Origin of the sequence: Streptomyces sp. NBC_01381 (assembly GCF_026340305.1) — a bacterium.
Taxonomy (GTDB): Bacteria; Actinomycetota; Actinomycetes; order Streptomycetales; family Streptomycetaceae; genus Streptomyces.
Map to the genome: position 1 here is coordinate 1,684,919 of NZ_JAPEPI010000001.1, position 16,431 is coordinate 1,701,349.

The 16,431-nt window shown below is 69.7% G+C and carries 16 protein-coding genes; 10 read left to right on the plus strand and 6 right to left on the minus strand.

Translation table 11 applies throughout. From position 1 onward, the window contains the following. The first annotated feature begins 117 nt into the window (after nucleotides 1-117). The 3 genes from OG453_RS08230 to OG453_RS08240 all read left to right on the plus strand — a co-directional run bounded on the left by OG453_RS08230 (nucleotide 118) and on the right by OG453_RS08240 (nucleotide 4,831). Nucleotides 118-1,929, plus strand: coding sequence for a PQQ-binding-like beta-propeller repeat protein (locus tag OG453_RS08230; protein WP_266865976.1), 1,812 nt, complete (start codon nucleotides 118-120; stop codon nucleotides 1,927-1,929). 66 nt (nucleotides 1,930-1,995) lie between these two features. Then, complete coding sequence (locus OG453_RS08235) at nucleotides 1,996-3,852, plus strand: PQQ-binding-like beta-propeller repeat protein (protein ID WP_266865978.1); 1,857 nt, start codon at nucleotides 1,996-1,998, stop codon at nucleotides 3,850-3,852. Between the two features lie 253 nt (nucleotides 3,853-4,105). Beyond that, nucleotides 4,106-4,831: a LuxR C-terminal-related transcriptional regulator gene (locus OG453_RS08240; RefSeq protein ID WP_266865980.1), complete on the plus strand. Its 726-nt coding sequence runs from the start codon at nucleotides 4,106-4,108 to the stop codon at nucleotides 4,829-4,831. A gap of 22 nt (nucleotides 4,832-4,853) precedes the next feature. Here OG453_RS08240 and OG453_RS08245 read toward each other — a convergent pair whose 3' ends face one another. After that, the gene (locus OG453_RS08245) at nucleotides 4,854-5,135 is read right to left on the minus strand and encodes a hypothetical protein (RefSeq protein ID WP_266865982.1); all 282 of its coding nucleotides are present in this window, start codon (nucleotides 5,133-5,135) and stop codon (nucleotides 4,854-4,856) included. A 24-nt stretch (nucleotides 5,136-5,159) separates the two neighbouring features. Further along, nucleotides 5,160-6,842, minus strand: coding sequence for a sodium:solute symporter family protein (locus OG453_RS08250; RefSeq protein WP_266865984.1), 1,683 nt, complete (start codon nucleotides 6,840-6,842; stop codon nucleotides 5,160-5,162). A gap of 248 nt (nucleotides 6,843-7,090) precedes the next feature. Here OG453_RS08250 and galT point away from each other — a divergent pair, with 248 nt between their 5' ends. The 4 genes from galT to OG453_RS08270 all read left to right on the plus strand — a co-directional run bounded on the left by galT (nucleotide 7,091) and on the right by OG453_RS08270 (nucleotide 11,032). Beyond that, nucleotides 7,091-8,149, plus strand: a complete 1,059-nt coding sequence (galT, locus tag OG453_RS08255; protein ID WP_266865986.1) for a galactose-1-phosphate uridylyltransferase — start codon at nucleotides 7,091-7,093, stop codon at nucleotides 8,147-8,149. After that, complete coding sequence (gene galE / locus OG453_RS08260) at nucleotides 8,146-9,099, plus strand: UDP-glucose 4-epimerase GalE (RefSeq protein ID WP_266865988.1); 954 nt, start codon at nucleotides 8,146-8,148, stop codon at nucleotides 9,097-9,099. The genes galT and galE overlap by 4 nt, the downstream gene beginning before the upstream one ends. A 20-nt stretch (nucleotides 9,100-9,119) precedes the next feature. Further along, nucleotides 9,120-10,286 carry a galactokinase gene (gene galK, locus OG453_RS08265; RefSeq protein ID WP_266865990.1) on the plus strand — a complete coding sequence of 389 codons (1,167 nt, stop codon included), beginning with the start codon at nucleotides 9,120-9,122 and terminating at the stop codon, nucleotides 10,284-10,286. Between the two features lie 131 nt (nucleotides 10,287-10,417). Beyond that, a complete protein-coding gene (locus OG453_RS08270) occupies nucleotides 10,418-11,032 on the plus strand; it encodes a Uma2 family endonuclease (RefSeq protein ID WP_266865992.1) in 615 nt (204 codons plus the stop codon). Here the strand turns inward: OG453_RS08270 and OG453_RS08275 are convergent. Continuing rightward, nucleotides 11,019-11,486 (minus strand): N-acetyltransferase, encoded by a 468-nt coding sequence (locus OG453_RS08275; RefSeq protein ID WP_266869752.1) that lies wholly within the window; start codon nucleotides 11,484-11,486, stop codon nucleotides 11,019-11,021. The genes OG453_RS08270 and OG453_RS08275 overlap by 14 nt on opposite strands. Nucleotides 11,487-11,749: 263 nt before the next feature. On the opposite strand from OG453_RS08275, the gene OG453_RS08280 reads away from it, so the two are divergent. Continuing rightward, entirely contained in the window at nucleotides 11,750-12,526 is a 777-nt protein-coding gene (locus OG453_RS08280; RefSeq protein ID WP_266865994.1) for a response regulator transcription factor, read from the plus strand. Here the strand turns inward: OG453_RS08280 and tamR are convergent. After that, nucleotides 12,485-12,982: a MarR family transcriptional regulator TamR gene (gene tamR, locus OG453_RS08285; RefSeq protein WP_135333034.1), complete on the minus strand. Its 498-nt coding sequence runs from the start codon at nucleotides 12,980-12,982 to the stop codon at nucleotides 12,485-12,487. The two genes, OG453_RS08280 and tamR, sit on opposite strands and share 42 nt — an antisense overlap. Nucleotides 12,983-13,091: 109 nt before the next feature. Here tamR and OG453_RS08290 point away from each other — a divergent pair, with 109 nt between their 5' ends. Together OG453_RS08290 and OG453_RS08295 are read left to right on the plus strand one after the other, a co-directional pair. Continuing rightward, a complete protein-coding gene (locus OG453_RS08290) occupies nucleotides 13,092-13,943 on the plus strand; it encodes a trans-aconitate 2-methyltransferase (RefSeq protein WP_266866001.1) in 852 nt (283 codons plus the stop codon). Continuing rightward, entirely contained in the window at nucleotides 13,943-14,320 is a 378-nt protein-coding gene (locus OG453_RS08295; protein WP_266866002.1) for a VOC family protein, read from the plus strand. Before OG453_RS08290 ends, OG453_RS08295 begins: the two co-directional genes overlap by 1 nt. 342 nt (nucleotides 14,321-14,662) lie before the next feature. On the opposite strand, the gene OG453_RS08300 is transcribed toward OG453_RS08295, so the two are convergent. Together OG453_RS08300 and OG453_RS08305 are read right to left on the minus strand one after the other, a co-directional pair. Next, entirely contained in the window at nucleotides 14,663-15,349 is a 687-nt protein-coding gene (locus tag OG453_RS08300) for a TetR/AcrR family transcriptional regulator (protein WP_266866004.1), read from the minus strand. Beyond that, nucleotides 15,346-16,347, minus strand: coding sequence for a fatty acid desaturase (locus OG453_RS08305; protein ID WP_266866006.1), 1,002 nt, complete (start codon nucleotides 16,345-16,347; stop codon nucleotides 15,346-15,348). The genes OG453_RS08300 and OG453_RS08305 overlap by 4 nt, the downstream gene beginning before the upstream one ends. Nucleotides 16,348-16,431 lie beyond the last annotated feature (84 nt).

Genomic DNA, 16,431 nt, shown 5'->3' on the forward strand with positions numbered 1-16,431 from the left:
GTCCTCCCTTGGGAACAGGGGGCGGACCGGTCAGGTGTGCTAGGGGTGCAGGGTGATAGAAAGGTCGGCCTGAGCACCACTTGGCGTGCCGAAAAATCAGTGAAGGGGGAAGCGCTGATGACTCAGCCGCCCAACCAGCCGCCGTCCGGCGGTTTCGGAGCTCCGCAGGATCCGCAGCAGGGAGCCGCTCCGCAGCCACCGGGCCAGCCACCGCAGGCGCCCGGCCAGCCGCCGCAGGCCCCGCCGACTCCGCCCGCGGGGCAGCCCGGTTACGGCTATCCGCAGACGCCGCCCGCGACCCAGCCCGGCTACGGCTATCCGCAACAGCCCGGCCAGCCCGGACCGTACAACCAGCCGGGCCCGTACGGCCAGCCCACGCAGCCGGGCCCCTACAGCCAGCCGCAGCAGTCGGGCCCCTACGGATACCCGCAGACGCAGCCGCAGTTCCCCGGCGCCCCGGGTGCTCCCGGCACCCCGCCCGACGGCGGCAGCAAGAACCCCTTCAAGGGCAAGCCCGGTCTGATCGTGGTGGCCGTTGCCGCCGCGGCGCTCGTCATCGGCGGTGTCGCCTGGGCGGTCGTCGGCGGTGACGACGACGGCAAGAAGAAGAAGCCGACGGCCGGCAAGAGCGACGACCCGAAGCCCACCGGCTCCGCGCCGGTCAACCCCGGCACCGGCGACGGCGACGGCGGCGAGGAGCAGGAAGACCTCAACGCGGGCCGCCAGCCCGGCGAGTCGAAGGTGCTCTGGTACAAGGAAGCGCCCAAGGTGCCCGGTTCGGGCGCCGACGCCAACGGCATGTGGGTCAAGGACGACATCGCCGTCAAGGCCGCGTTCAAGGAGATCAACGCCTACAACGTCGAGACGGGCAAGGCCGCGTGGCCCACGATCAAGTTCCCGCAGAAGATCTGTGGCAGCACCCCGACGCCCACCGCCGACGGCAAGGTCGTCGTCGCGTACAAGGACGGGCTCAAGGACGACGCCAAGTGCAGCCAGATGCAGGTCGTCGACCTGAAGACGGGTGACAAGGGCTGGACGAAGCCGGTCAAGGAGGAAGGTCTCTTCGACTTCGCCAGCAACGCCGATCTCTCCATCACCGGTGACACGCTGATGGTCGGCCGCTCCCAGTCCGGCACGGCCCTGCGGATGAGCGACGGAAAGAAGCTCTTCGTCTCCGACAAGAAGGACGAGGGCACCTGCTTCCCGAGCGGCTTCGCCGGCGGCAAGAAGATGCTCCGCGCCCTGTCCTGCGGTGCCGGCTCCGACACGGAGCACGACGAGTTGCAGCAGATCGACCCGAAGACCGGCAAGGCCGTCTGGACGAAGAAGTTCCCCAAGGGCTGGAAGGTCGGCCGGATCTACTCCGAGAGCCCCACGGTCGTCTACCTCAACAATGAGGACAAGAAGCAGTGGAACATCACCACGCTGAAGCCCAACAGCAGCGAAACCCGCTCTGAGGTCAGCGTCGACGAGAAGTTCGCACCGGAGTGCGGCGGTTCGACGTTCCTCGGCGGCAGCCTGCAGGGCTGCCTGGGCGCGACGGTCGACGACAAGAACCTCTACCTGCCGACCGAGGCGACCTCCGGTGCCAACGAGGTCGTCGCGATCAGCCTCTCCACCGGCAAGGAGGCCTGGCGCACGAAGTCTCCGCTGGAGGAATCGATGCTGCCGATGAAGGCCGAGGGCGGTTCGCTCATCGCCTACGTCAACCCGTCGTACGACGCCGGTGGCCAGATCGTCTCGATCTCGACGTCGGGCTCGCACACGCCCAAGACGCTCCTGAAGAACCCGGAAGGGACCTCGGAGATCGAGAACGGCTTCTTCTCGAAGGACGTCGACTACGTGGACGGACGCTTCTACATCTCCACCACGCGGCTCTCGGGCAGCACTCAGGGCCAGGAGAAGCTGATGCTGGCCTACGGAAAGTAGTCCTCTCCGCCGCTCGGTCATCCTCCCGCCCACGCCGCAAGCTTCTCGCCTCAAGGAAAAGACGTCATGACGCAGCCCCCACCGCCCAACGAGCCCCCGCAGGGCGGGTTCGGCGCCCCCCAGGATCCGCCGCCGGCCGGTTTCGGCAAGGCCCCCGAGCCGAACCCGAACCCGGGCTACGGCTACCCGCAGGCGCCCGGCACCCCGCCGCCCGCCCAGCCGCCGACGCCGCCCCCGCCGCCGCAGGGCCAGCCCAACTACGGCTACCCGCAGGCCCCGCAGGCCCCGCAGGCCCCGCAGGCCCCGCAGGCCCCCGGCACCCCGCCCCCCGGCCAGCCCCAGGGCTACGGCTACCCGGGGCAGCCGGGCCAGCCGGGTCAGCCGTACGGACAGCAGCCTCCGTACGGCGCCTACCAGCCGCAGCCCCCGACCATGCCGATGACCCCGCAGGCCGGCGGCTCCGGTGGCTCCGGCGGCGGGCTCAGCAGCCAGATGAAGATCATCATCGGCGCGGTGGTCGCGATCGCCCTGATCGTCGGCGGCGGCGTCTTCTACGCCACGACGTCCGACAAGGACGACACAGAGGCCAGCTCCGAGGGCTCGTCCGGCGGCAAGGGCGGCGACGGGGAGAAGAAGGGCGGCGGCGGCTCGGCCCAGGGTGGCCCGGGCAAGGAGAAGGTCCCGGCCAACACCGCGGGCAAGATCGTCATGCAGCTCCCGCAGCCCGAGGTGCCCAAGGACGACGTCTGGAGCATCAAGGGCTCCTGGCTCACCGAAGGCGTCTACGCCAAGGCGGGCGTCAACGAGATCGTCGGCTATGACTCGGCCACCGGCAAGGAGCTGTGGACGCGGCCGCTCAAGGGCCAGACGTGCGCCGCCTCTCCCGAGATCACCAAGGACGGCGTCGCCGCGGTCGCGTACGAAGAGGCCAAGCGGAACAAGTCGGGTGACCACGAGACCTGCTCGCAGATCTCCGCGATCGACCTGAAGAACGGCGAGCTGCTCTGGACGGAGGAGGTCAAGGAGGGCAGCTCGGCGGCGCGCGTCGAGGAGCTCACCATCAGCGGCAGCACCGTCGCGGTCGGCACCAGCGCCGGCGGCGCCGCCTTCAAGGCGGCGGAGGGCGATCTCCTGTGGGAGCCCGAGGCGGGCAGCAAGTGCCAGGACGAGGGCTACGCGGGCGGCGAGCAGCTCGTCGCGGTGCGCCAGTGCGGTGACTACGACGACGAGAAGCTGAGCATCGAGCTGCTCAACCCGACGACCGGCAAGGCCCAGTGGACCTACCCGGTGACGCCGGGCGTCGACAACGCCAAGATCATCTCGACCAGCCCGGTGGTCTACGGCCAGGACACCCAGGAGATCACCTCCAGCGGTGCCACGGACGTCTTCTCGCTCGACGACGGGGGCAAGCTGCGCGCCAAGATCTCGCTGCCCGACGGCAAGTACGACCACAACTGCGAGGTCAACGTCGTACACGACTGCAGCTCGATCGCCGTCGGCAACGACAAGCTGTACGTGCCGACCCGCCAGCACGACGGCGGCGGTGACAGCTACAGCCAGACCAACGAGATCATCTCGTTCTCGCTGAAGACGGGTAAGACCACCGGCGACCGCGCCGACGCGGGCGAGGACGGCGAGATGTTCCCGATCCGGATGGACGGCGGCAACATCCTGGCGTACAAGGACGGCGGCTACAACAAGGGCTCCCAGGTCGTCTCCATCGACGGCAAGACGATGAAGGAGACCAAGCTCCTGGAGACCCCGGCGGCCGAGGCCGTCGGCAGCGCGATCAGCGGCATGGTCCCGAAGTCGAACGAACTCCTTTACGGCGACGGCAAGTTGTTCCTCGGCAAGGAGCTGATCAGCAAGCCGTACTCGAAGGACGAGAAGGAGTACACGGCGCTCGGCTTTGTCGCCGAGTAGCCGCGCGCGTGACACCGGACGGCCCCGTTCCCCTTGTGGAGCGGGGCCGTTCCGCATTCCCGTGCGCGGCTTCCGTACGCACGTACCCCGAATCACCCACTCATGGCCGGGATTTCCGCATTCCGGGCCGCTTATCGCCGGTAGGGGGCGCGCAACGTCGAACAAGCGTGTAGCTTCCGGGGGATGAGTGGGTGCGGGGCCGGGGGGCCCTCGATCCGTGGGGGATCAGTGGGGATAAGTGGGGGGTTGCTCTATGGGTGTGCGGCTCATGGTGGTCGACGATCACCGACTGCTCGCCGAGGCGCTCGCCTCGGCGCTGAAACTGCGCGGGCACCGGGTGCTCGCCGCGGCGGCGCCCGCCGCCGGCGCGGCGGAACTGGTCATCAGCCGTGCCCCAGAGGTCTGCCTCCTCGGCACGGCGACGCCCGCGGAGGCCGGCATGTTCGACCCGGTGGTGAAGATCAAGCGGGAGCGTCCGCAGGTCGCGGTGGTGGTGCTCGGCCCGGTGCCGAGCCCGCGCGGCATCGCGGCGGCGTTCGCCGCGGGCGCCTCCGGTTACGTACGCCATGACGAGCGCATCGAGGGCGTCGAACGGGCCATCATGAAGGCGAGAGCGGGCGAGGCGGCCGTCGCGCCGCAGCTGCTCCAGGGCGCCTTCAGTGAGCTGCTCAATCCGGCGGCGCAGCCCGACGACGAGGGGCAGCGCCTGCTTCAGATGCTGACGCCGCGCGAGGTCGAGGTCCTGGTGCGGGTCGCGGACGGCGAGGACACCCGGCTGATCGCCGCCGGGATGGGCATCGCGCCGAGCACCGCGCGGACGCATGTGCAGCGGGTCCTGATGAAACTGGGCGTCGGGTCCCGTCTTGAGGCCGCGGCGCTCGCCGCGCGGACCGGCCTCCTAGACCGCGCGGAACGGCCGGTGTCGTCCTACGCCGACGATGTGGAGAAGCCGGCGGAGCCCGAGTCACCGCCACAGTGAACCCGGGCCCCGGTCAGGGGTGTTACTCGTCCTCCGGCTCCTGGGCGGGATGCACCGCGGGGCGCAGCCAGAGCCAGCCGAGGAAGAAGAGCCCGAGCGCCAGCATGGCCAGGCCCGTCCACAGGTTGATGCTGATGCCCTCGGCCTTGTCCAGGTCGGCGTCGGACGGTGATATCCCGGCGATCGTCACGATGACGCCGTACACGACGAACAGGCCGCCGATGATGCGCCGGATGTCGAAGAGACGGGCCGCCGTGGCGGACTTGCGCTCCAGCTCGGAGACTTCGTTCTGCAGTTCAGACATGATCTTCCGGACCTCCGATCGGGATTAGAGCGAGTACGGCAGGTAGCAGGCCGCCGCGAGCACGATGGCGCCCCAGCCGAGCAGCGCGGGCTTGCGGTACCAGGCGTCGTCGCCCTCGGCGGGCGGCTCTTCGATGCCCGGCGCGGTCGTCCCGTACACCAGACCGGCCAGTTCGGCCTCCGGCTTGGGCGCGGTGAAGAGCGTGACGACGACCATCACCACGGCACCGGCGACGAAGCCGACGATCGCCGAGACGAAGTTGGCGCCCTGGTCGGTCGGGATGTCGATGACGCCCTGCTTGTAGATCCAGAAGTAGTTGACCATCGCGGCGGTGGTGCCCGCGACCAGGCCCCACACACCGGACTTCACCGAGGCGCGCTTCCAGAACATGCCGATGATGAAGACCACGAACATCGGGACGTTGAAGAAGGAGAACAGCGTCTGCAGGTACCCCATGATGTTCGAGAACGACGAGGCGATGAAGGCCGTGCCGATGGAGGCGATGACACCGATCGCCGTGATGAGCCGGCCGAACTTCAGGTAGTAGCCGTCCTCGCGGCCCTTGACCACGTACTTGGACCAGATGTCGTACGTGAACACGGTGTTGAAGGACGACACGTTCGCCGCCATGCCCGCCATGAACGCGGCGAGCAGTCCGGTCACCGCGATGCCGAGCACGCCGTTGGGCAGCAACTCCTGCATCAGGTAGGGGATCGCGTCGTTGTACGTCAGGTCCGAGCCCGCCGTGCCGATCTTCGGGACGAGTACGGCGGCGACCAGGCCCGGGATCATCACCAGGAAGACGATGAAGATCTTCGGGAAGGCGGCGATCAGCGGGGTGCGCTGGGCGGCGGAGAGGTTCTTCGCGGACAGGGCGCGCTGCACCTCGGCGAAGTTGGTCGTCCAGTAGCCGAAGGAGAGCACGAAGCCGAGGCCGAGGATGATCGTGAGCCAGTTCGCGCCGAGCGGGTTGGCGTCACCGATGCCGGTGCCGCCCCACGCGGTCATGAAGTTCTCGCCGTGCGACTTCTCGATCGAGCCGGACAGGCCGTCCCAGCCGCCGACCTTCTTCAGGCCTATGACGCAGATGGGGATCAGCGCGGCGAGGATCACGAAGAACTGCAGGACTTCGTTGTAGATCGCCGAGGAGAGACCGCCGATGGTGATGTACGCGAGGACGAAGAACCCGGCGACGACGATCGCCACCCACTGCGGCCAGCCGAGCAGTGCCTCGACGACGATCGACAGGGCGTAGAGGTTCACGCCCGCGATGAGTATCGCGGCGAACGCGAAGAGCACCGAGCTGAGCAGATGCGCCGACTTGTCGAAGCGCTGGAGCAGATACTCCGGCACCGAGCGGACCTTCGACCGGTAGTAGAACGGCATCATCACGAGGCCGAGGAAGACCATCGCGGGGATGGCGCCGATCCAGTACCAGTGCACGACGGCGACGCCGTACTGGGCGCCGGTGGCCGCCATGCCCAGGATCTCGGTGGCGCCGAGGTTCGCTGCGACGAAGGCGAGGCCGGTGACCCAGGCGGGCAGCGAGCGGCCCGAGAGGAAGAAGTCGAGGCTGGTCTTCACGGAGCGCCGGGCGGCGAAGCCGATCCCGAGGACCACGGCGAAGTAGATCGCGAGGATCGCGTAGTCGAGGCCGTTGGTGGGCAGCCGAAGCCCCTCGGCCAGGGTTTGTGTGGGGGACTGCATAGGTGAACTCGCTTCGTTGCGCGAACGGATCAGACCGGAACCTACGCCTCTCGCTTCAATAACTGAACAGTTCTGTTGGTGTTCTTTGTTGGATTGTGATCGGACGCATAGGTTCAGCCGAGATCCAGCCCACCCCCTCCCGTTCCAGCCCGTGCTGGACCGGTCACGCCGCGGCATTGACGTTGCTGTTGCCTTGTGGTTTGTTGTGTGCGGTTATGTTTGATGGGTGTTGGTGAGGAGCCCCGGACGTGAAGAAGACCTCGACCCGTCTCGCAGACGGTCGTGAGCTCATCTACTACGACTCGCGCGACGACGCGGTGCGCGATGCCATCGACCGCAGGCCCCTGGACCCCATCTCCACCACCTCGGAGATCCGGCGCGACCCGCTGCTCGGCGACGCCGTCGCCATCGCCTCGCACCGCCAGGGCCGCACCTACCACCCGCCGGCCGACGAATGCCCGCTCTGCCCCTCCCAGGGCGAGCGGCTGAGCGAGATCCCCGACTCCTCGTACGACGTCGTGGTCTTCGAGAACCGCTTCCCCTCGCTCGCCGGCGACGCGGGCCGCTGCGAGGTCGTCTGCTTCACCTCCGACCACGACGCGTCCTTCGCCGACCTCACCGAGGCGCAGGCCGGACTCGTCCTCGAGGCCTGGACCGACCGGACCGCCGAGCTCTCCCACCTGCCCTCCGTCGAGCAGGTGTTCTGCTTCGAGAACCGCGGCGCGGAGATCGGCGTGACCCTCGGCCACCCGCACGGCCAGATCTACGCCTATCCCTTCACCACTCCGCGTACGTCACTGATGCTGACGTCGCTCGCCGCGCACAAGGAGGCGACGGGCCGCAATCTCTTCGACGACGTCGTCGCCGACGAGCAGGCCGGCGAGCGGGTGGTCCTGGACGCCGAACACTGGGTCGCGTTCGTCCCTCACAGCGCGCACTGGCCGTACGAGGTGCACCTCTACCCCAAGCGCCGGGTGCCCGACCTGCTCGGGCTCGACGAGGCCGCGCGCACAGAATTCCCCCAGGTCTATCTGGAACTGTTGAGGCGCTTCGACCGGATCTTCGGCGAAGGTGAACAGCCGACCCCGTACATCGCGGCCTGGCACCAGGCGCCCTTCGGCTCGCCGGCGGGACATGTCGGGGTCAACCGGGACGACTTCGCCCTCCACCTCGAGCTTTTCACCATTCGCCGCACTTCGGGCAAGCTGAAGTTCCTCGCGGGTTCCGAATCCGGCATGAGCGTGTTCATCAACGACGTGCCGCCGGAAGCCGCGGCCCAGCGACTGCGAGAGGTAGCGAGTTCATGAGCGGTAAGTACCTGGTCACCGGCGGTGCGGGCTATGTGGGCAGTGTGGTGGCCCAGCATCTGATCGAGGCCGGGCACGAGGTGACCGTCCTCGACAACCTCTCCACCGGCTTCCGCGAGGGCGTCCCGGCGGGCGCGAAGTTCATCGAGGGCGACATCCGCGATGCCGCCAAGTGGCTGGACTCCTCCTACGACGCGGTCCTGCACTTCGCCGCGTTCTCGCAGGTCGGCGAGTCCGTCGTGAAGCCCGAGAAGTACTGGGACAACAACGTCGGCGGCACGATGGCGCTGCTCGCCGCGATGCGTTCCTCCGATGTCCGCAAGCTGGTGTTCTCCTCCACCGCCGCGACGTACGGCGAGCCGGTCAGCACCCCCATCACGGAGACCGACCCGACGGCGCCCACTTCTCCGTACGGTGCGTCCAAGCTCGCCGTCGACCACATGATCACCGGGGAGGCCGTGGCGCACGGCCTGGGCGCGGTCTCGCTGCGCTACTTCAACGTGGCGGGCGCGTACGGCGCCTACGGCGAGCGGCACGACCCCGAGTCGCACCTCATCCCGCTGGTCCTCCAGGTCGCCCAGGGCAAGCGCGAGGCGATCTCCGTCTTCGGCGACGACTACCCGACCCCGGACGGGACGTGCGTGCGCGACTACATCCACGTCGCGGACCTCGCCCAGGCGCACCTCCTCGCGGTCGACGCCGCCACCCCCGGCGAGCACCTGATCTGCAACCTCGGCAACGGCAACGGCTTCTCCGTACGCGAAGTCATCGAAACCGTCCGCCAGGTCACCGGCCACCCGATCCCCGAGGTCATGGCCCCGCGCCGCGGCGGCGACCCGGCGGTCCTCGTCGCCTCCGCGGCCACCGCGCGGCAGCGGCTCGGCTGGAATCCGACCCGCGCGGACCTCGCGGGCATCGTCGCGGACGCGTGGGCGTTCGCTCAGCGGTAACTGGGGACAAGGGGTAACTCATGGACGTAGCGGGGCAGTTCACGGAGCTTTACGGGTACGCACCCGACGGGGTCTGGTCGGCGCCGGGGCGGGTCAACCTCATCGGCGAGTACACCGACTTCAACGAGGGCTTCGTGATGCCGCTCGCGCTGCCGCACACCGCGGTGGCGGCGGTGGCGCGCCGCACCGACGGCGTCCTGCGGCTCCACTCGGCGGACATCGACGCCCCGGTGGCCGAACTGCGCGTCGACGAGCTGACCCCCCTGACGCTGACCGCCCGGGGAGCCGGCCAGGGCGGCTGGGCCGCCTACCCGGCGGGCGTGGTGTGGGCGCTGCGGGACGCGGGTCACGCGGTGTCCGGCGGCGCGGACATCCACCTGGCATCGACCGTGCCGACGGGGGCGGGCCTCTCCTCGTCCGCCGCCCTGGAGGTCGTCACGGCCCTCGCCCTGAACGACCTGTACGAACTCGGCCTGCCCCGCCCCGAGTTGGCGGTCATCGCCCAGCGCGCCGAGAACGCCTTCGTCGGCGTCCCCTGCGGCGTCATGGACCAGATGGCATCGGCATGCGCCACGACCGGTCACGCCCTGCACCTGGACTGCCGGGACCTGTCGATACGTCAGATCCCCTTCGACCTCGCCGCACAGGGCCTGCAGCTCCTGGTGGTCGACACACGGGTCAAGCACGAGCTGGGGGACGGGGCGTACGCCGAGCGGCGGGCGGGCTGCGAGGAGGGTGCGGCCACCCTTGGGGTGTCCCACCTCCGCGATGTCGCGTACGCCGAACTCCCTTCCGCGCTGGCCCGGCTGACGGACGAAAAGATCCGCCGCTACGTCCGCCACATCGTCTCGGACGACCACCGGGTGGAGCAGGTCATCGCCCTGCTCGACGTCGGCGACGTACGCGCGATCGGCCCCGTCCTGACCGAGGGCCACGCCTCGCTCCGCGACGATCTGCGCATCTCCTGCGAGGAGTTGGACCTGGTGGTCTCCACCGCGAACGCCTCCGGGGCGATCGGCGCCCGGATGACGGGCGGCGGCTTCGGCGGCTCGGCGATCGTCCTGGTGGAGGAGCCGGACGCGGAGTCGGTGACGAAGTCCGTCCTGGAGGCATTCGCGACGGCGGGCTTCACCGCACCGCGGGTGTTCCCGGCGGTGCCTTCGGCGGGGGCGCGGCGCGTGGCGTGATCGGTCCGTGCGGATCCGGCCGTGGGTTCCCTGCGGGGCGCCCACGGCCGGTCACCCGTTGTGATGACGATCAGCGGAACCGGCCGTTACCGTTGTGGGGCAGCCCGAGAATCCCGTCCATGGGAGGAACCATGACCGCCGAGCCGATCGCAGCGCACGAGCCCGAGCAGGGCTGCCGCTGGCCGGTGCCGCCGCAGGACGGGTACACCGTGAACGACCTGTTCACTCTGCCCGACCTCCCGCCGCACACCGAGCTGATCGACGGGAGCCTTGTCTTCGTGAGTCCGCAACGGGATTTCCACAGCACCATGATCGATCTTCTGGTGACCGGCCTGCGTGGCACGGTCCCCGAGACCCTCAAGGTCCGACGGGAGATGACCGTCGAACTGGACCCGCGCAACGGTCCCGAGCCCGACATCAGTCTCGTCCGCGCCGAAGCCGTCACCCGTATGGAGCAGACGAGGTTCGCGGCCGCCGACGTCCTGCTCGCGGTCGAGGTCGTCTCGCCCGACTCGGAGTCCCGCGATCGCGACACCAAGCCCCGCAAATATGCCGCCGCCGGGATCCCGAACTTCTGGCTGGTCGAGATGACGGACGCGAACCAGCACCCCGTGGTGCGGGTCTACGAACTCGATCCGCTGTCCAAGACGTACGTCCTCACGGGCATCCACCACGACCAGCTCAAGATCCCCGTCCCGTACGACATCGACGTCGACATCAGCGTGAAGGCGCTCAAAGAGCTGTGACGGACAGCTTCTTCGTCAGCGTGAACTCCTTGGCGCCCTCCGGATAGTCGGGGATCACCGAGACCACCTCGTACCCCTGCCCCCGGTAGAACCCCGGAGCCTGGAAGTCCCATGTCTCGACACGGGAGTTGAGACAGTCCCGCTCCTCACGCGCGATCTGCTCCGCCTCGCCGAGCAGCCGCGCGCCCAGGCCCGCACCCCGGTGACCCTCGGCGACCCAGAGGTGGTTCACATGGAGCCAGCGCCCCCAGGTGTGCCCGGCGAGACCGCCGGCCAGTGCGTCCGTGCGGTCAAGGAGCCAGACGGCGAGCGGCACTTCACGGTCCAGGGGGGTGCCGTGCAGCGCGCGGAGCGCCGGGGACGCCGCCGCGTTCGCGGCCTCGAGACCGTTCAGCAGCAGAGCGAACCGCGCCTTGTCGACTCCTGTCTCAATACGAAACATACGGCTCACCATAAACGCGCTGGCCAATCAGTTCTGTAAATCACCTTCCGCTCCTGGCCTCCGGCCCTACTCTGAGGGCAGTGCCGGTGGGGGCCGGCACCGTTCAGGGGGCGAGACAGTCGGGTACGACGCCCGGCGTGGGGGTAGCAGTCACACACGGCGGCGGCCGTGCCTGCTGCGGCGACCCCCGTTCCGTGCGTCGTACCCGCACCGTGCGTCTTCAGACGATGGGGTATCCCCTGCTCTCCGACGAGGGCCTGGGGAAGGGGGTTTCAGTGGTTCGTATCCGAGTCCTGGTCGTCGACGACCACCGCATCTTCGCCGAGTCGCTCGCAGCGGCTCTGGCGGCGGAGCCGGACGTCGACGTGTCCGCGGCGGGCAGTGGCCCGGCCGCGCTGCGCTGCCTTGAGCGGGCGATCTCCGAGGGGCGCAGATACGACGTGCTGCTCGTCGACGCCGACCTCGGCGCGTCCGCGAGCGCCATGCAGGGTGTCCGCCCCGCGCCTTCGGTCCAGGAGGGCAACGCGGACGGTCTGGTGGACGGCATCTCCCTTGTGGCCGGGGTCCGTTCCGGCCAGCCGATGGTCCGTACGGTCGTGCTCGCGGAGAAGGACGACCCGCGCAGGGCCGCCCTCGCGCTGCAGGCGGGGGCGTCGGGCTGGGTCGCCAAGGACTGCTCCCTGTCCCGTCTCCTCACGGTCATCCGGGGGGTGCTGCGGGAGGAGACGCATCTGCCGCCCGCGCTGCTCACCGGCGTCCTGCGGGAGTTGACCGCCGCGCGCAAGCACCGCACGGAGTCCGAGCGCCTGGTGGAGTCCCTGACCCCGCGCGAGCGCGAGGTGTTGCGGTGCATGGTGGCCGGTCTTGGGCGCAAGGCAGTGGCCGAGCGGCTGTTCCTCTCCCCGCACACGGTGCGTACGCATATGCAGAACGTGCTGGGGAAGCTGGGCGTGCACTCCACGCTCGCGGCCGTCGCGCTGGCCCGCAGGGCGGGCGTCGGACCGGTCGACCTAGCCGGGGATGTTGTCGAACGGGGCGGTCAACTGGCGTAGCAGCGCGGCCAGTTCGCCCCGCTGTGCGCGCGAGAGTTCGGCGAGGATGGCCCGCTCCTGCTCAAGCAGCCCGGCGAGCGCCTGGTCGGCCCTGTCCTGCCCTTCCTCGGTGAGCCGCACGAGCACACCGCGCCGGTCGCTGGGGTCGGGCAACCGCTCGACGAGACCCTTCTTGGCGAGGCGGTCGATGCGGTTGGTCATCGTGCCGGAGGTCACCAGAGTCTGCGTGAGCAGCTGCCCCGGGGAGAGCTGATAGGGCGCGCCCGCGCGCCGCAGCGACGTCAGTACGTCGAACTCCCACGGCTCCAGGCTGTGCTCGGAGAAGGCGAGCCGCCGGGCCCGGTCCAGATGCCGCGCGAGCCTGCTGACGCGGCTGAGCACCTCGAGCGGTTCCACGTCGAGGTCAGGGCGCTCCCGGCGCCACGCTGCGACCAGCCGATCGACCTCGTCCTCCATGACGATCAGTGTAGGGGGTCTGTCGACATGAAGTCTCTTGACGTCAAGATACTTCGGGTCGAGGATGGCGGTACGACGCCGAGGTACGTGAATCCAGGAGGCCCCGCCGATGTCCGCAGCCGCCAACACCCCTGCTGCCGCAGCCGCTCCCACCTGGGATCCGGGGCAGTATCTGCGCCACGCGGGGCATCGTGCCCGCCCCTTCGTCGATCTGCTGGCCCGCGTCCCGGAACTCCCGTCCGCTCCTGGCCGCCCGCCCCGCATCGCGGACCTCGGCTGCGGACCCGGCAATGTCACCCGGCTCCTCGCCGAGCGGTGGCCCGCCGCGCACATCACCGGGTTCGACAACTCCCCGCAGATGCTGGAGCGGGCCGAGGCGCTCGCGGGACCCACGGCGGGCGGCGGCCGCCTCGACTTCGCCCCCGCGGACGCGACGAACTGGACGCCGCCCGAAGGCACGTACGACCTGATCCTCTCCAACGCCACCCTCCAGTGGGTGCCGGGCCACCCGGACTCCTTCCCCGCCTGGGTGGCCGCGCTCGCCCCCGGCGGCACGTTCGCCTTCCAGGTCCCCGGCAACTTCGACGCACCCAGCCACGTCCTGATGCGGGAGCTGAGCGAATCGGAGCGCTGGCGGAACCGCCTCGGCGACACCCTCCGCCACGCGGATGCGGTGCTCTCTCCCACCGCGTACCTGGAGCGGCTCGTCCCGCTGGGCTGCGTGGTGGACGCCTGGGAGACGACGTACGTCCATCTCCTGGAGGGCGACGACCCGGTCCTGGACTGGGTGAAGGGGACGGGCCTGCGGCCGGTCCTGACGGCGCTGGAGGACGACACGGAGGCGAGGAAGGCGTTCTTGTACGAGTACGCCGAACTGCTCCGCAAGGCGTACCCGGCGGGGGCGGGCGGCACGGTCTTCCCCTTCCGCAGGGTCTTCGCGGTGGCCCGGAAGCGCGCCTGATGCTGGTGGCCGTCGATCATGTCCAGCTCGCCGCGCCACCCGGCAGCGAGGCGGCGCTGCGGGCGTACTACGCCGACGTACTCGGCATGACGGAAATCCCCAAGCCGCCGGTGCTCGCGGCGCGGGGCGGCTGCTGGTTCCGCGCGGGGGCGGTCGAGCTGCACGTGGGGGTGGAGGCCGACTTCCGCCCCGCGCGCAAGGCGCACCCCGGGCTGCGGGTGCGGGACATCGCGGCGTACGCCGAGCGTCTCGCCTCGCGGGGCGCGGCCGTCCTCTGGGACGACGCTCTTCCGGGCCACCGCCGCTTCTACTCCGAGGACCCGGTGGGCAACCGCCTGGAGTTCCTGGAGCCGACCGGGGCGAACCGGGACTGCTGAGAGCGCGGCGGCTTCCGGGCCAGGGCCCGCGGTGCGGCTCAGCGCGGTGACCTCCGGGGGTGGGCCTGCCCCCAGTGGCGTCGAGTGGTGATGCCCTGGCTCGCGCCTGTACCGCCGCTCCGCGGCGGATCTTTCCCGCCCACCCACCCGATTACCCGGGGTGAACGGGTGGGTGGGCGGGAGACATCCGCCGCGAAGCGGCGGTTCAGTGCGGCGGCGCGGCGGGAGGTGCGGAGGCGGGGCAGGCGGCGCGGCGGGAGGTGCGGGGGTGCGGCAGGCGGCGCCGAGGCACGGCAGGCAGCGGGCAGGAGGGGCGGGGGTGTGCACCCCCGCCCGCTGCCGCTAGGCCTTGCGGTGCCCTATCAGGCGGGGCTTGGGCTCCAGGCCGTCGAGGCCGTGCCACGCCAGGTTGACCAGGTGCGCCGCCACCTCCGCCTTCTTCGGCTTGCGGACGTCCAGCCACCACTGGCCCGTCAGCGCCACCATGCCGACCAGCGCCTGGGCGTAGAGAGGGGCCAGTTTCTGGTCGAAGCCCCGGGTCTTGAACTCCTGCCCGAGGATGTCCTCCACCTGCGTCGCGATGTCGGAGATGAGAGACGCGAACGTGCCTGTCGACTGCGCCACCGGGGAATCGCGGACCAGGATGCGGAAGCCGTCCGTGTACGTCTCGATGTAGTCGAGGAGGGCGAACGCCGCCTGCTCCAGCAACTCCCTCGGATGCCCCGCCGTCAGCGCCCCCGTCACACCGTCGAGCAGCGCCCGCATCTCGCGGTCCACCACCACCGCGTACAGACCTTCCTTGCCCCCGAAGTGCTCGTACACGACCGGCTTGGAGACGCCCGCCTTCGCGGCGATCTCCTCCACCGACGTGCCCTCGAAGCCCTTGGCGGCGAAGAGCGTACGGCCGATGTCCAGCAACTGCTCCCGGCGCTCGGCACCCGTCATCCGGGTCCGGCGGGCGCGCCGGGGCTGCTTCTCTTTGCTGGCAGGGCTGGAATTGCTGGAGTCGGTCGCCACGTCGTCAATCATGCCGCGTCGACGGGCTGCGGCTTGCGGCGGGACTCGATGCGGGACTGCGACGGCCAGCGCACATCCGTGGCCCAGCCCAGCTGCTCGCACCAGCGGATGATCCGCGCCGACGAGTCCAGCTGGCCCTTCATCACGCCGTGCCGCGCCGACGTCGGGTCCGCGTGGTGCAGGTTGTGCCAGGACTCACCGCAGGACAGGACCGCCAGCCACCACACGTTGCCCGAACGGTCGCGCGACTTGAACGGCCGCTTGCCCACCGCGTGGCAGATCGAGTTGATCGACCACGTGACGTGGTGCAGCAACGCCACTCGCACCAGTGAGCCCCAGAAGAACGCCGTGAACGCTCCCCACCAGGACATCGTCACCAGGCCCCCGACCAGCGGCGGGATGGCCAGCGAGATGATCGTCCACAACAAGAACTGGCGTGAGATGCGGCGCAGTGCCGGGTCCTTGATCAGGTCCGGCGCGTACTTGTCCTGCGGCGTCTGCTCCTCGTCGAACATCCAGCCGATGTGCGCCCACCACAGGCCCTTCATCAGCGCCGGGACCGTCTCGCCGAAGCGCCAGGGGGAGTGCGGGTCGCCCTCCGCGTCCGAGAACTTGTGGTGCTTGCGGTGGTCGGCCACCCAGCGCACCAGCGGGCCCTCCACCGCCATCGACCCCGCGACGGCCAGCGCGATCCGCAGCGGGCGCTTCGCCTTGAAGGAGCCGTGCGTGAAATAGCGGTGGAATCCGATCGTGATCCCGTGGCACCCCAGGTAGTACATGAAGACGAGAAGGCCGAGGTCCAGCCAGCTCACACCCCAGCCCCAGGCCAACGGAACCGCCGCGACCAGGGCGAGGAACGGGACGGTGATGAACAGGAGCAGCGCGAGCTGCTCCAGCGAACGCTTCTTCTCGCCGCCGAGCGTCGCCGATGGCAGAGGGGCGTCCGAGGCCGCCCGAGGAGCGTCTTCGATCACATCGGTGTCGGAGTACGCATCGGAAGATGGGGTCATGGGCACGTCCCCTGTGGGGTCGAGGGTTGAGGGTTACAACGGTCACAGCGGGCGCCGGGTGCACACAGCCGTGCGCTCCCGTGG